Here is a 15,306-nt window from a genome sequence, read left to right on the forward strand (position 1 = left end):
TTGTGCCTAATTTGTCGCCTTCTTTCAGGAATTGCTGACAAGATCCTCCAGTTTCTCTGGACATTGTGAATCTTTTTGGTAATATCAAAACAAAAAATTGCAAAACTTCGCAAAACTCGAACAAATTGTGGAAAATAGAGCAACAAATCTCTCTCTAAGCCCAACTCAAGCCCAAGCTCCCTCGGATGAAGTGCAAGAAGCCCTTCGGATTTGGGGAGGACGACCTCTAAGCGGTAATGTTCGCATTAGTGGCGCAAAAAATTCCGCTCTCGTCCTCATGGCTGGAGCGTTGCTTTGTCCCGAACCCTGTCGGCTGAGAAATGTCCCTTCTCTAGTGGATATCGGCAGAATGGGGCAGGTTTTACAAGCCCTCGGAGTGAAGTTACAACGACAAGGAGATGCCCTCGATATTGATGCCAGCAATCTTTCCACCTCCAAAGCACCTTACGAATTAGTTTCGCAGTTAAGAGCTAGTTTTTTTGTAATCGGTTCCTTAGTGGCTCGGCTAGGATCGGCGCGAGTTCCTCTACCAGGCGGTTGTGCGATCGGCGCTCGTCCGGTAGATCTCCACGTCCGGGGCTTACAGGCCTTAGGCGCGGAGGTTCGGATCGAACACGGAATTGTTTATGCCGATGTGAAAGGCCGCGGCGGTAAATTAAAAGGCGCAAAAATTTATCTCGATTATCCTAGCGTTGGCGCGACAGAAACCTTGATGATGGCAGCCACCCTCGCAGAGGGGGAAACCGTCATCGAGAACGCCGCTCAAGAGCCGGAGGTGGAAGATTTAGCGAACTTCTGTCGGGCGATGGGAGCAAAAATTCGCGGTGCGGGAACGAATACCATTATTATCGTCGGGATGCCAAGGCTGCATACGACGGACTATTCCATCATTCCCGATCGCATTGAAACGGGAACTTTTTTGGTGGCTGGGGCGATCACGCGCTCGGAAATCACCCTTTCTCCGGTCATTCCCGAGCATTTAACCCCGGCGATCGCGAAACTCAAGGAAATGGGGTGTCAGATCCTGTTTGAAGAACCCAACCGCTTGCGAATTATTCCGGGGGAACTACGGGCGACGGATATCGAGACCCTCCCCTATCCCGGTTTTCCTACGGATATGCAGGCTCAATTTATGACTTTGTTGAGTTTGAGTGAAGGCAATAGCGTCGTCACGGAAACAGTGTTTGAAAATCGCATGGGTCACGTGCCGGAATTGGTTCGCATGGGAGCCGATATTCGCATTAAGGGAGAAAATGCGATTATTCGCGGCGTTCCCCTGTTGTCGGGAGCGCCTGTATCGGGGACGGATCTGCGAGCTTCGGCGGCGCTAGTTTTAGCCGGTTTGGCTGCCGATGGCGAAACACTCATGAAAGGACTGCGCCATCTCGATCGTGGTTACGAAAATTTGGAAGGAAAACTTCGCAAATTGGGTGCAAAAGTAGAACGGGTCACGATTTAGTTTCGTTGTTTGTTGTTGGTTATTTGTTGTTCGGTTCTCAATAACCAGTAACTATTTACCAATACAAAAACGACTGAAAATCCGCTCTAATACGGATTCGGTGACATCTTCTCCCGTAATTTCCCCAAGGATACGAATGGCATCGCGCAGGTCGATCGTCCAAAAGTCAAGGGGAAGATCGCGTTCAATTGTGTTTTGAACGCATTCTAGGGCGGCTTTAACTCGAGTTAAAGCCGCCTCTTGTCGTTGGTTGATGGCGAGATTGAGGTTGGCGGCGGTTAAATTTTCGCTGTGGATGGTTTCGAGAATGGCGGTTTCAAGGCGATCGATGCCCCGATCGCTAATGGCACAAGTCTGGGCAATGCGCTCGATCTCGGGGGGATAGGCAATGCGATCGCGGGAGGCAAGATCGATTTTATTGATAACGAGAATGAGGGGACGGTGCTTGAGGTGAGCGTAAATCTCTGATTCATCTTGCGTCCAGCCTTTACTCGCATCGATCGCGAGGAGAATGAGATCCGCTTCTCGGGCGGCTTTTTGCGATCGCTCAACGCCGATTTGTTCTACGGTATCCTCGGTTTCGCGAATTCCGGCGGTATCCAAGACCTGGACGGGAATGCCGCCGACGATAAGATGGGATTCTACTACGTCCCGCGTTGTACCGGGAAGATCGGTGACAATAGCGCGATCGCTGCGACTCCAAGCGTTCAATAAACTGGATTTTCCCACATTAGGCGCGCCGACAATGGCAACTTTTAGCCCACTGCGAAGGAGTTGTCCGCGATCGGCAGTGGCGAGGATATTTTTCACTGCTGCGAGGACAGATTGCAAGCGATCGCAAATTTCTGTTTCATTTAAAGGAGGCAAGTCGTCCTCAAAATCAATTCTCGCCTCCACTTCTGCGAGAATATCTAAACAAGTTTGCCGCAGTTGGCGAATGGGGGTCGCTAATTTCCCTTGCAACCCCGCGAGGGCAATTTGTGCCGCTTGGGGCGATCTCGCCCCCACCAGATCGGCAACGCTTTCCGCTTGGGTGAGGTCAATTCTGCCGTTGAGGAAGGCACGCAGGGTAAATTCCCCCGGTTGCGCCAATTTCGCCCCGCATTCGAGGCAGAGTTGCAGCACTTGCTGCACGGGAATCATGCCGCCGTGACAGTGGAATTCCACTACGTCTTCCCGGGTAAACGATCGCGGTGCCTGCATGATTAATAGCAGTGCTTCATCAATCTGTTTTTGGGTTTGCGGGTGGCGAATTGCACCGTAGAGAATTCGATGACTCTGCCATTGTTGCTTGCCGGGGGCGTAAAAAATTCGTTGGGCAATTTCTAACGCTTGTGCGCCAGATAATCTCACAATACCAATGCTGCCTTGTTCGGGAACAACCGCCGTTGCGATCGCGGCGATCGTTTCCCCTTGAAGTGGGGAGTGGGACATATTTCTCCCGATTAAACGCTATATGGCATCATAATTGAAAAGTTCGCTGTCTTAGTGGTGTTGGCTCATGTCAGCTATTAACGATCTGGTTAAACGCGATCGCCCAAACCTCTATCAAGAAATTTTTGCTCTCGATCGCAAGCGGATTTTGGGAATATTATTACTTTTAGTTATCAAGGTTATCTCGAATATCTTGCTGATTTTGATTGTAACTATTATTTTTACTCAGATTTATCATATTAATATTTTTGGTTTGCTGGCACGTTTAGAAGTTGAGCGTTATGAAATTGAGAATATTAAATCCGACGATTTACGTAGAATCTCCCGTGACGCTTTAAGAATAATTAAGTTATCTTAAAAAAAGGCCAAAAATGTACTAAATAATGCCACATTCTTCCCTGCATAATTCTTCCTCCCGATCGCAGCGTCACCGTCGTCAATCTCAGCGCCGAAAATCTCAATCTGGGTGGAAGCGATCGCTTAAATATTACTATCTGCGTTTTTTACGTTTAGAAGGGAGTCCTAAAGCGATCGCCCGAGGTATTGCAGTGGGAATGTTTGCCGGATTTTTTCCTTTGTTTGGCTTACAAACTATTATCGGTTTAATTCTCGCTGCCTTTTTTCGCGGCAATAAGTTGGCCGCCGCCACCGCTACTTGGGTGAGCAATCCTTTAACTTACGTGCCGATTTATACTTTTAATTTTGCCGTGGGGCGTTGGTTATTAGGGGGCAAAAATATTACTTTAGAAAAGATTGACTGGAATTCTCCCGAGGTGTTAAAGGTGGGATCGGATTTTATCTTACGCTTATTTTCAGGCTGTTTTGTGGTGGGTTTAATTGCAGGGACTGGGGGCTATTTTCTCAGTTTGACTTTGATTCGACGCTATCGGCGATCGCGCTAAATTATGAGAGTTTCTATCTGAGTTGACGTTTTGAACAACTTCTGATAGACTAAAAAATCAATATAGAATTAAAACTTTTATGAGACGGTGTTTTACCAAGGCGCAAAAACTCTTGTTATTGCGTCGTGCGGGTTATTGCTGCCAAATCTGCGGCGTACCTCTCACCCCCAATAATTTTGCTGCCGATCACCGCCTTCCTTATTCTAAACAAGGAGCAACTCAAGTTTGGAATGGGCAAGCATTATGTCGGGCTTGTAATAGTCGCAAAAGCAACCATTGAAGAAGGTGACAAGAATGGCGATCGCAAACTATTTTAAAACTTATCACGAATTGGTACTTTCCCGCGTCTTGTCGGGTCAAACGGGACTCTATCCCCATCAACGAGAAGCCATTTTAGCCCTTTATCAAAAAGCTGTGCGAGGTGAAATGGATGGCTTACACCGACAGGCTGCTTTGATTTTAGCAGGAGTAGGGACGGGAAAAACATTAATTCAAGCATTAACGCCCTTTATTCTCGCTCCGTGGATGCAAGGAGAAAGAGCCTTATTTTTATCTGATAATTGTACCTTGCGCGATCGCTTTCTGCGAGATTTCCCTACGGATATAAAAGGGCATCCTTATTATCAAAAATGGTTGCTATATCGCTTAAATATTTTACCTCCCGGAGTGCCACCGCCCACGATTGTCGGGCTAGATGCAAGTAATTTTAACAGTTATGCTTATGCCATGCACTGCGCTGATATTTTGGTCGGGAATCGGCAATTTGTCGTTAATTTAGTCAATCGCGGCGATATTGAACCCAATGAGATCGGAATTTTAATTATTGATGAAGCTCATTTTGCGGCGGCGGCTTCTTATCGCACGATTACTGGTTATTTTGAAAATGCTTTGTTAACCTATTTTACGGGATCTAAATTTCGCTCTGATAGTCAACCGTTACCCTATGTTCGTTATACAGAAGTATCCGACTGGGATATCAATAATGATGCGATCGTTCATTATGCCCCAGTTGCCGACTATGAGTTTTCCTTACAAGATGCGTGGAAATTAGAGCCACCGCCGATTAAAAAAGTAACGCTACAAGAAGCCACTAGCGAAGCCTTTTTAATTGAAGAAGAAGGCGAAGAAATTGCTTATACTCCTGAAGAATTTTTTCATAAAGCCGAAAGCGATCGCCTTTGGTTTCGCAAGATATTGTTTGCCGATAATTTCTCTCTCCCGGTGTTACAAAAAACTGTAGAAATTTTACTCGCCAAACGTCAGAAAACGGGACAACCTCACGCCGCGATCGTGCGGGCTTTAAATATTCCCCACGTCCATCGCGTGGCTGAATTATTAGAGAAGAATTTTCCGTTATTAAAAGGTCGCGTGGGTGGAATTCATAGCGATCGCGAAGGTTTCGATCTTGCTGGTCGTCCGGGGGATATTATTCAACGGTTTTATCACGGGGATTTGTGGATTTTAGTGCATTGCGGCATGGTAGGAGTCGGATTCGATCATCCTTGGGCTTCTGTGAGTTGTTGTTTGTGCGTTCTCAAAAGTCTTTCGCCAGCAGAACAAGAATGGGGGAGAATTGTCCGGCGTGTGCCGGGAGAAGCACCGGGATACTTTCCTCGCTTAGAGCATCCCAACTGGGGGGTTATCGTCACTCACGAAAGTCTAGATATTCGTCCTTTATTTGAGAAGTTTTTGCAAGGGGTGGAAAGCGATACGATTAAAGATATTCTACCCACTCGTCCTAACCCCGTCCTCGTTAGCGAATACGAAGCGGGAGAAACAGTTTTAAGTCTCTCCGATACTTCTTCCTTGCGATCGGGGGATATCCTACAGCTTTCAACATGGGTAGAATCTGAACCCGCTACTCCGCCAAAATTCGATCTAACCCGAGAGTTAGCTTCAACCAATGTTGCTGAAACTCAAAGTTTTTCTAATAGCGAATCATCTGCAAATCATCAAAGCTTATCTGTTTCTGATTCGGTTAACGATTCCCAAGTGCCGATTTCCGCTTCTCTCTCTCCAGAAATTAATTCCCAATCCTCAATTACATCTCAAACATTAACCCCAACTCAACCTTGGCAAAATGAAGTTGATGCGATCGCAGAAAACTTAGAAAAAATTCGCAGTTTGCGGACGTTTAATATTCAAGTCGAAGCAGTTTTAGACGAAAAACACGTCCAAATTGCGCCGACGTGGAATGACATTCCTCGGGGGGCAAAAATACAGCGAGAACGAACGCCGCAATCCTTACCCGATGCACATTTTCTCAGTCATGTCAACCTCGATTGGCAAGTTATGGTAGGAGATGAAATTATGTCTTATACGGAATATAAAAAACGGGAAATTTTGCAACAAAAAGGCTTTGATTTAGATGCAGAAGGCGAGATCGTTTCTCAGGGCGTAAAATTGCGATCGCTAATGCCGGATTCTGCTTATCAGTTATTTTTGAAGGGATTGGAAGCAGAGTTAACCAGTATTAATGTAGATGTGCCGCAAAATAATAATGCGATCGCGCGTCCCGATAAAGCAAAAATAGAAATACAAGGGCGTTATGGGGGACAAATTAGAAGTTTAATTCACGATCTTTTACGTCAGCGTCGTTTTGTTCCCGATGGCAAAAATGGGACATGTTTATTAACTCATCCTGTCTCTTTATTACAGGAAGAACTCGATCGCGTTAACGCCAAAGAAGAAGAAGTTTCCTTTAAAAATAATCAACAATTTCTCCATTCTGCCGTTTTTGCTTACATTAAAGAAGCAACGGGACGCAGCTTTTCCGAACATAACGAGGAGCAATATCGAGAAGTTTATCAATTGGTACGCATTTATTTGTTGCGTTTGCGAGAACAATTACAATGGAAATCTTAAAAATTATCAAATGGTATTCTAAATGCAGTAGGGACGTAGTACACTACGTCCCTACAAAAATTATTCGATCGCAATTGTTCATTCTCGATCGATACAGATTAACCGCCTCTAATCACGACTGCCGCCGTTTAAAATGATAATGAGGCGCAACAAAAACGTAAATAAATTGATATACGTCAGATACATCGACAGCGCTGCCGAGAGATATTGATCGTCTCGATAGGTGCGAGGGAGAACGTAAAAATCAACAACAGAAAGCCCGGCGAAAATAAATACCCCTGCCGCAGAAATGGCGACTTCTAAAAAGGTGGGTGTACCGACTCCAAATAAGGCGAGGCCGAGTTGTGCGACGAGAACGACAATTAAGGCAATTAACCCGATCCCGACAGTTTTCGTCAGGGCGATACCATCGCTATCGGAAAGATTAGAACCAATGCTGCGGGCAGCGATAAAAGTAACACCACATCCCAAGGCCGCCATCAAAATACCATTGACTCCGGCTGCCGAATGCAGGGCTAAAAATACCAGACCCGTCAGGACATATCCCGATAGCAAACTGTAAACGCTGAGTAGCGGTAAGGCTAGAGAATTGTTTGCTCTTTCGGCAACTCCACGCACGGCAAAGAAGAGGGCAAACTCAGCAATGAGGGCAACCCAAACCGTTGACATAAATAGGGATGGGTTGGAGTGAATGACCCCTAAACCGCCATAGGTTCCGATCGCCGTAAGAATTAATCCGCCCCCGACAAAAGGCAGGGCGTTGGCAATAACATTAGGACCGACAAGGTTTTGCTGGCCGGCTTTCTGCATTGCATCGACAAAATTACTGGAATTAGCCATAACCCGTTTTGAAAATGATGTTTTATACTCGATAGGTTTATTCTATCGCGGCATTCTCAAACAAGGAGAGGGGGAATACCGAATTTTAAGCAATTCTTGACAACTGATGATTGATGAGTATTTTAGGAAATGAAAGGCGATCGCTATCTCTAATTTGTGATAATTTACTTTAAGATCGGCACTTTTTTATTAAGTGAGTTATTGGAATAAGTTTAAAAATTGCTTTAAGTCATTGAGGAGATCGCTATCAAAATCCCAATATTCGGGTTTATAGTATTCCAAATTCTTTAATTTTGATTTTGTTTCTTTATCACTCAAACCTTCTTTTTTAAGAGATTCATAGCCATAAAAGTTAACCCGATTCTTTTTATACTCTTTTTCAGGATAAGCAATGTTAAAACCTTTTATACATTGAACAAATTCTTTTAAACATCTTGGAGATTGAAGTTCTGTATCGGTTCGTATTTCCATAAGAATATCTTCTAATTCTCCTTTTCCATTCAAATTAAAGATATGACAAAAAATACTGAAACTATTCTCATTATATGTTATTGAAAATTTTTGATTCTGAGTTGTAATTGCATTTTCAACATTGAATACTTTTTTAATAGCAGGATTGATTGTATCTCTAATTTTAGCATTAATTCCTACATTATCGGCATCAATTAAAATACCAATATTTTTTATTTCTCTTGTTGTAATCTTGATTTTTAAGGGCTTTAGAATTCGAGATATTCCATTTTGCCCTTCCGCATTTTTTATGTCATCAATTTCAAATATTTCCCTAGGAAAAGTTTTTCGGAGATGATCGATATAGCTTTCTAAAAATTTTTTGTCTGTCTTTCCTTCTACAATCAGAATATTTTTCATCTCACATCTACTCCTAATTGAAAATTGTCTTCTAGTCCAACTGACTCTAAAACTGTTGCAACAATTTCATCTGGATTATCAAAAATTCTTGAGAAATTAATATATTTTATATTTTCGCGATCGCACTGTTCTGCAACGCGACTAAATGCCTCAATACATTCTCGTGAATGGGTTGCAGCAAATACTTGACAATTTGCCTCTTTACTTATTTTAAAAATAATCTCCCAAAGTTTCTCATATTTTGTATAGTGAATTCCATTTTCAATTTCGTCAATAAAAAGATGCCCATTTTGACTTTTCCAAATTGCACAGATAATCGCAACATAACGGTTTAATCCTTCGCCCATTGAAGAAAGTAGAACAGGCTGTACTTTTCCTTTTAATTTTATCTTAAATACACTATGTCTTTCTGTCGGTCGGATAACCAAAGAATCTAGGCGAGAATCAAATTCTCTTAAAAAGCGATCGATATCCTTTTCTATTCCTAAATCAACAACTTTTCCATATAAACTTGCTAATTTTGTTTCATCAATAGTCGTGCTAGTAATAAAATCGATATTTTTATTTGATTTTGAATCACGGCGATAGCGTGGCAATCCATATCGAGGATCATTATTGATTATTTCTACAAATCTACTGTGTGGAATTTGATCGGAGTCGTTGTTTACTTTTAGTTCTACTTGAAAAGTATCGCTGATATCTCCATATTGTTTATCTCTTCCATCTTTGTTGTCATCTTCAAGGATAGAAATTGTATCGTTTGATCTGATTTCAAAGAAAACGTGATTATTAGTTGTTTCTAATTCAAAACAGTTTCTATCATAAGCAATCATGTCAAATTCATTATCTTGTAAATTCTTACCTTGTCTTCTATAGATAACATCTCGTATAATATTAATAAAATCGACTTTTGTTTTTGCTTGAGTAATAATTTCTAAAGCCTCTAAAAATGTACTTTTTCCAATGTTATTATCTCCACCTAATAGATTCACCCTTGCTAAAGAGTTTACTGTTAGCGAGTCAAAACAGCGAAAATTCTTGATTTTAATAGATTTGACAAAATGAATATTATCCATCTGATAACCTCAAGATTTTATATGAAAATCTATAACATTAATTTTCTTACATATTTTAACATTGTACTGTACTGAGCGATCGCTCGCCCAATTTTTCTCAATTCTCAACAATAACTGTTGTTCCCATGTCCACTTTTTCAAATAAAGCAACAATATCAACATTTCGCATTCTCACGCATCCATGCGAAACGGCTTGACCGATTAATTCTTCATTGGGAGTCCCGTGAAAGCCGATCGCATTCTTGCCATCACTCCAAAAACCGAGCCAACGTACCCCGAGAGGGTTATTTTGACCCGGTGGGACAATTTCTCCGGTAAAGGGATGCTGCCAAGTGGGATTAACAACTTTTTGGAACACCTGAAAATTACCCGTTGGTGTTTCCCACCCTTCTCGACCGATCGCGACAGGATAGCTAACTATTAACTCCTCTCCTCGATAATAATAAACGCGGCGATCGCTTAACCTTAAAACTAAACGAGATTCGGCAATCTCGGGCAGAAATTTATCGGCATCTCCTAAAGGCGGAATCTCTAATAACGAGGTCAGTTGTGCTGGGGGAATTTCTTCAAGAGGAGATGCCAAAACTGGATTGTAAAGTCCCAGTAAGAACAAACCCAACCCTAGACCCCAACAAAAATATTGTTTGCGATCGCATTTTGCCATAATGATCTACAAAAATAGATTTTAAGCTGCTGTCTTAAAACAATCAGTTTCGTTCATTATTCATTGTTCATTGTTCAAGATGGGCAATGAACAATGAACAATAAACAATTTTTTGCTTAATGTTGTACGATAACCGTTGTTCCCATTTCCACTTGTTCGAACATGGCAACGACATCTTTGTTATACATCCGGACGCAACCATTAGAGGCGGCTTTACCAATGGAAGAAACCGTCGGGGTACCGTGAAAACCGATAATCCCATTGTGCATTTGAGCAAAACCGATCCAACGCAGTCCTAAAGCACTATTAGCACCCGGTGGGGTTACTCGTCCCGTCCAAGGACTTTGCCAAATAGGATCTTCAATCATTTGGAACACTTCATAAGTTCCCGTGGGAGTTGGGGTTTGCGATTTGCCGATCGCGACGGGATAGCTGGCGATCGTTTCATCGCCTCGTTCCACGTAAACCCGGCGATCGCTTAAGTCCAAACGCAAGTGAGCTACGGCGGTTTCGGGTAGGTAGCGATCGCTGCTGCCGAGGGGAGGAACCTCAAGAGAAGCCAAACTCGAAGTTCCGAATTCGGCTACCGAATCCTCTGAAGCGATCGCCTGCCCTTGGGTAGCGATCGTTAATGCGACCAAACTCGAAACAATAGCCGTTAAGCTGCGGGAAATACGCTGATTTTTAACCCGTGCCATCATTATTACAGTCCTCACCGAAAAAGAATTTAGAGAAGTTTCAGGAAAAATAATGGGTTTGCCCTTCTAGATATTGTAAGGGAAACCTGAAAGTTACCTGAGAAATTTTTGCTAAGTTAATCCCTCTGACGCAGAGAAATTTATACTTGTTTCCGAAGAGAGCGTCCCTAAAAGACTCTTCAAGTTCTGCTAACCGATCGCTTTATTACTTTTCGCCAATGTCTAGACTTCTCAAAGATTGGAGTAAATGGCTGCTTTTCGGCATTTTAACGCTTTTGGTCGTGCTTTATCCCGCTCTTATCGAGGCACAAACGCCGGCAAATTTAACCGCAAAAGCCCCGGTTGTTGTTGATGGGAAGGCCTTATTTGAAGTGGGCGGGTTTGGTAACTTTTCGCCTCAAGAACGAGCTAACTTTATCAATCGGACATTAAACGAGGAAGCTCAATCTTCAAAGTCCGAGGATGTCGAGATCTTGCGAGAAAACGGACAAGTTATTCTGCAAATCGGCGATCGCTATCTTCTCACGCTTACGGAAAACGATCTCTTGTCTGCATCGACACCGTTTCAACAAGGGAAATTATGGCGCAGAAGGATCGAACAATCTCTCAAAGAAGCAAAAGAACAGCGTACTCCTGAATACCAACAAAAAGCCATAACTTGGATGCTGTCTTGTTTAGTCGCTGCGATTGTTTTTATGATTCTTTTACGCCTTAGCATGCGATTTAGCATTCGCAAAGTTTTTCAGTGGATCGGCAATCCTGAAAATCCTCTCTATTCTTGGAAGCAACCCGCTCAGTTTTTATTGCAAGTTATTTGGCTAATTCTCGATATTACGATTTGTTTGAGCGTTTTTTATTGGATTAGCGATCGCTTGCCACAAACTCGGATTTTGCGCTATCAATTATTCTGGTTTCTGAGAGAACCTATTATTCCTCTAAGCGATACGGAAACGAGATCTATTCAAGATGTTGTTGTTTTAGTTTTAATCAGTTTGGGGCTGTGGTTTGTTATTAGTCTGATTTCTCGTTGGTTACAAGGCTATATTTGCAAGCGATCGGGGCAAGATTCAGGAACTTATGAAGTGATAGCAGTGCTAATTCGCTATGCCTTAATTTCTATTGCTTTTTTGATTTTACTCCCGTTATGGGGATTAAATTTAGCTTCTCTTGCGATTCTGGCCAGTTTCCTCGGGGTCGGGATTGGTTTTGGAGTCCAAAATATTGTTAATAATTTTGTCAGTGGTCTCATTATTGCCCTCGAACGTCCGATTAAAGTGGGAGATTTTGTCACAGTTGCTGATTTAGAAGGAACGGTAGAACGAATTGGTTCTCGCAGTACGATTATTCGTACACTCGATCGCGTTACCATTGTTGTTCCCAATTCTCGGTTTTTAGATTCAGAAACCATTAATCGTAGTTATGGCGATCCGGTTTCACGCTTGAAAATTGCGGTTGGAGTTGCCTATGGCTCCAATGTTCCTTTAGTGCGTCAAGCCTTATTAGAAGTTGCGACCAGTCATCCAGAAGTCTTATTAAGACCGGAACCGCAGGTTTGGTTTATGGAATTTGCTGAGAGTTCTCTTAATTTTGAATTGCGAGTTTGGACGGCAGATCCAAAGCAACAAGCTCGCATTAAAAGCGATCTCAATTATCGCATTGAAGCTAATTTGAATCGTTATAACATTGAAATACCTTTTCCTCAACGAGATTTGAACGTGCGATCGCCAGAATTGCAACAGTTGGCTCAATCTCTCCTACAACAATATCCTCCTGTATCCGCAGAACCAAAAATAGCTAAAACTGAGAGTAATTTTTCCTTGAAAAATATTCCTATGACTATTGATGAAAAAGAAATGAAAGCGATCTCGACACGAGATTTAACTAACTTAGATATTGAAACATTAGTTGTCAATTTAAAAGGATCTGAAGGCATCGAAATCAAAGATCGCCGCTATCGTTTAAAAAGCTATCCGCGCTGTTTTATCGGTGCTGAGTTAGTAGATTGGTTGATGATGCGAGAAAATTGCTCTCGGGAAGATGCGATCGCGATCGGCGAACATCTCCGCAAACGAGGAATTATGCACCATGTCACGGACGAACATCCTTTTCTCGATGAGTATTTGTTCTATCAATTTTATTATTGATTTTGTTATGGGTTACTAAGTTAACCCATCACTCGCTAGAAAGTACATTAAAACTATAAATTCAGTAAAAATCAAGATTCTGATAAAATGACTCAATAGCGAACAGCCAACAACCAACAACCAACAACCCATCACAAAATTATGTTTGACGCATTAGCCGATCGCCTCGATGACGCATGGAAGAAACTGCGCGGTCAAGATAAAATTTCAGAAAGTAATATAAAAGACGCAATTAAAGAAGTTCGACGCGCCCTCCTGTCCGCAGATGTTAACCTGCAAGTCGTTAAAGATTTCGTTAAAGAAGTCGAACAGCAAGCACTCGGTGCTGATGTTATATCAGGAGTGAATCCGGGGCAGCAATTTATTAAAATTGTTAATGACGAACTGGTGGAGATTATGGGAGCCAGTAACGTCCCCCTCGCCCGAGCAGAAACAGCCCCAACAGTCATTCTCATGGCAGGATTGCAAGGGACGGGGAAAACCACCGCTACGGCAAAACTCGCCCTTTATCTTCGCAAGCAAAACCGCAATTGTTTACTCGTCGCGACGGATATTTATCGCCCTGCTGCGATCGATCAATTGATGACCCTCGGAGAGCAAATTGATGTCCCAGTGTTTGAGTTGGGAACGGATGTAAATCCTGTGGAAATTGCCCGTCAAGGGCTAGAAAAAGGCAAAGAAATGGGTGTAGATACGATTATTATCGACACGGCGGGACGCTTGCAAATCGACCCGAAAATGATGGGGGAACTTGCCCAAATTAAAGAAACCGTGCAGCCTCACGATACGCTATTGGTGGTGGATGCCATGACCGGGCAAGAAGCAGCCAGTTTAACCCGAACTTTTCACGAAGAGATCGGCATTACTGGTGCAATTCTCACTAAAATGGACGGGGATAGCCGAGGTGGGGCAGCTTTGTCAGTACGCTGTATTTCCGGTCAACCGATTAAATTTATCGGGATGGGAGAAAAAGTCGAAGCCTTAGAACCCTTCCATCCCGATCGCATTGCTTCGCGCATTCTCAACATGGGAGATGTCCTCACTTTAGTTGAAAAAGCGCAAGAACAAATTGATTTTTCCGATGCAGCCAAGATGCAGGAGAAGATCCTCGAGGCAAGATTTGACTTTGACGACTTCCTCAAACAAATGCGCCTGTTGAAAAATATGGGTTCTTTGGGGGGAATTATGAAGATGATTCCGGGGATGGGAAAACTGAGTGGCGAGACCTTAGAAAAAGGAGAGGAGCAACTCAAGCGCACGGAAGCGATGATCAATTCCATGACCAAACAAGAGCGCAAAGATCCGGATTTATTGGCCAAGTCTCCCAGCCGCCGCCGTCGCATTGCCAATGGATCGGGACATAGTGAGAAAGATGTTTCTAATTTAATTCGAGATTTCACAAAAATGCGAAATATGATGAAGCAAATGGGACAAGGCCAGATGCCCGGTATGGGAATGCCCGGTATGCCCGGTATGCCCGGTATGGGAGGAATGGGAGGACTCGGCGGCATGATGGGGGGAGGAATGCCTCGTCCGGGTTTTCGCGGTCATAGTGGCGGAAGTAAGAAAAAAGGCGGTGGGAAGAAGAAGAAAAAGAAAGGGTTTGGTACTTTGTAGAAATTAGTTATTAAGGGTAAGAATTCAATCAAGTAGTATTTCTGCCCTTAATCTTTTATCTTGGGAAGATCGCCAATGCTAGAACTGGATCATTTCTTTATTTTAACCGATATAAATGCCCCCAAAGCCGATCGCCTTGTTGAATTTGGTTTGCGAGAAGGCACGCCGAATATTCACCCCGGACAAGGCACGGCCAATCGTCGCTTTTTCTTTGCCAATGGGATGTTAGAGTTCCTTTGGGTTCATTCCTTAGCAGAAGCGAAAAGCGATCGCACCGCACCGACAAGATTAGCCGATCGCTGGCAGCAAAGAGAAACGCGATCGCCTTTTGGTCTTCTTTTTCGTCCAGCTATTGAAAATCCCAATATTCCTTTTAAAACATGGGCTTATTATCCCGAATATTTACCCAAGAATGTAGCAATTTATGTTGGCGATAATAGCGATCGCCTTGATGAACCCGCAATCTTTTATCTGCCTTTTGCCCGGTCTCAGAATAAAATACAGCAAACTCAACCGTTAGAACATCCAATTGGATTGCGAGAAATTTCTTCTTTGTGTATTTATCATCCTTCTTTAGGAAAGCGATCGCAAACTTTACAAGCAGTAGAAAAAATAGAAGGAATTGAATTTAAGGAAAGCGATTTTTACTGTTTAGAAGTTTGTTTTGATAACAAAAGACAAGGGAAAATAAAAGATTTTCAACCCAATTTACCTCTGATTTTTCGTTGGTGAGTCAA

Annotated in this window: 14 protein-coding genes; 8 read left to right on the forward strand and 6 right to left on the reverse strand. The window is 42.9% G+C overall.

All coding sequences use genetic code 11. The features are described 5' to 3' along the window. Positions 1-97: 97 nt before the first annotated feature. Positions 98-1,459: a UDP-N-acetylglucosamine 1-carboxyvinyltransferase gene (gene murA / locus AC6RV6_RS04540; RefSeq protein WP_500239256.1), complete on the forward strand. Its 1,362-nt coding sequence runs from the start codon at positions 98-100 to the stop codon at positions 1,457-1,459. A gap of 51 nt (positions 1,460-1,510) precedes the next feature. Here the strand turns inward: murA and mnmE are convergent, their stop codons facing one another. Next, positions 1,511-2,893 (reverse strand): tRNA uridine-5-carboxymethylaminomethyl(34) synthesis GTPase MnmE, encoded by a 1,383-nt coding sequence (gene mnmE / locus AC6RV6_RS04545; protein WP_500239258.1) that lies wholly within the window; start codon positions 2,891-2,893, stop codon positions 1,511-1,513. A gap of 67 nt (positions 2,894-2,960) precedes the next feature. Between mnmE and AC6RV6_RS04550 the strand changes: the two genes are divergently transcribed. From AC6RV6_RS04550 to AC6RV6_RS04565, 4 genes are all read left to right on the forward strand, one after another. Further along, positions 2,961-3,251 carry a hypothetical protein gene (locus tag AC6RV6_RS04550; protein ID WP_500239259.1) on the forward strand — a complete coding sequence of 97 codons (291 nt, stop codon included), beginning with the start codon at positions 2,961-2,963 and terminating at the stop codon, positions 3,249-3,251. A 25-nt stretch (positions 3,252-3,276) separates the two neighbouring features. Beyond that, positions 3,277-3,795, forward strand: coding sequence for a DUF2062 domain-containing protein (locus AC6RV6_RS04555; RefSeq protein ID WP_500239261.1), 519 nt, complete (start codon positions 3,277-3,279; stop codon positions 3,793-3,795). A 79-nt stretch (positions 3,796-3,874) separates the two neighbouring features. Then, on the forward strand, positions 3,875-4,075 hold the full coding sequence (locus tag AC6RV6_RS04560; RefSeq protein ID WP_500239263.1) for an HNH endonuclease: 201 nt from the start codon (positions 3,875-3,877) through the stop codon (positions 4,073-4,075). A gap of 14 nt (positions 4,076-4,089) precedes the next feature. Beyond that, positions 4,090-6,660: a DEAD/DEAH box helicase family protein gene (locus AC6RV6_RS04565; protein WP_500239264.1), complete on the forward strand. Its 2,571-nt coding sequence runs from the start codon at positions 4,090-4,092 to the stop codon at positions 6,658-6,660. Positions 6,661-6,768: 108 nt separating this feature from the next. On the opposite strand, the gene AC6RV6_RS04570 is transcribed toward AC6RV6_RS04565, so the two are convergent. The 5 genes from AC6RV6_RS04570 to AC6RV6_RS04590 all read right to left on the reverse strand — a co-directional run bounded on the left by AC6RV6_RS04570 (position 6,769) and on the right by AC6RV6_RS04590 (position 10,811). Beyond that, positions 6,769-7,500: a Bax inhibitor-1/YccA family protein gene (locus AC6RV6_RS04570; RefSeq protein ID WP_500239265.1), complete on the reverse strand. Its 732-nt coding sequence runs from the start codon at positions 7,498-7,500 to the stop codon at positions 6,769-6,771. Positions 7,501-7,698: 198 nt separating this feature from the next. Beyond that, positions 7,699-8,370, reverse strand: coding sequence for a DUF3226 domain-containing protein (locus AC6RV6_RS04575; protein WP_500239267.1), 672 nt, complete (start codon positions 8,368-8,370; stop codon positions 7,699-7,701). Further along, positions 8,367-9,446: an AAA family ATPase gene (locus tag AC6RV6_RS04580; RefSeq protein WP_500239269.1), complete on the reverse strand. Its 1,080-nt coding sequence runs from the start codon at positions 9,444-9,446 to the stop codon at positions 8,367-8,369. Before AC6RV6_RS04580 ends, AC6RV6_RS04575 begins: the two co-directional genes overlap by 4 nt. Before the next feature lie 97 nt (positions 9,447-9,543). Beyond that, entirely contained in the window at positions 9,544-10,110 is a 567-nt protein-coding gene (locus AC6RV6_RS04585; protein ID WP_500239271.1) for a L,D-transpeptidase, read from the reverse strand. A gap of 116 nt (positions 10,111-10,226) precedes the next feature. Next, positions 10,227-10,811: a L,D-transpeptidase gene (locus AC6RV6_RS04590; RefSeq protein ID WP_500239273.1), complete on the reverse strand. Its 585-nt coding sequence runs from the start codon at positions 10,809-10,811 to the stop codon at positions 10,227-10,229. Positions 10,812-11,026: 215 nt separating this feature from the next. On the opposite strand from AC6RV6_RS04590, the gene AC6RV6_RS04595 reads away from it, so the two are divergent. From AC6RV6_RS04595 to AC6RV6_RS04605, 3 genes are all read left to right on the forward strand, one after another. Next, a complete protein-coding gene (locus AC6RV6_RS04595; RefSeq protein ID WP_500239275.1) occupies positions 11,027-12,952 on the forward strand; it encodes a mechanosensitive ion channel domain-containing protein in 1,926 nt (641 codons plus the stop codon). A gap of 141 nt (positions 12,953-13,093) precedes the next feature. Beyond that, positions 13,094-14,569 carry a signal recognition particle protein gene (ffh, locus tag AC6RV6_RS04600; RefSeq protein ID WP_500239277.1) on the forward strand — a complete coding sequence of 492 codons (1,476 nt, stop codon included), beginning with the start codon at positions 13,094-13,096 and terminating at the stop codon, positions 14,567-14,569. A gap of 75 nt (positions 14,570-14,644) precedes the next feature. Further along, positions 14,645-15,301: a hypothetical protein gene (locus AC6RV6_RS04605; RefSeq protein WP_500239278.1), complete on the forward strand. Its 657-nt coding sequence runs from the start codon at positions 14,645-14,647 to the stop codon at positions 15,299-15,301. Positions 15,302-15,306 lie beyond the last annotated feature (5 nt).

Source organism: Spirulina sp. LEGE 11439 (genome assembly GCF_059821285.1).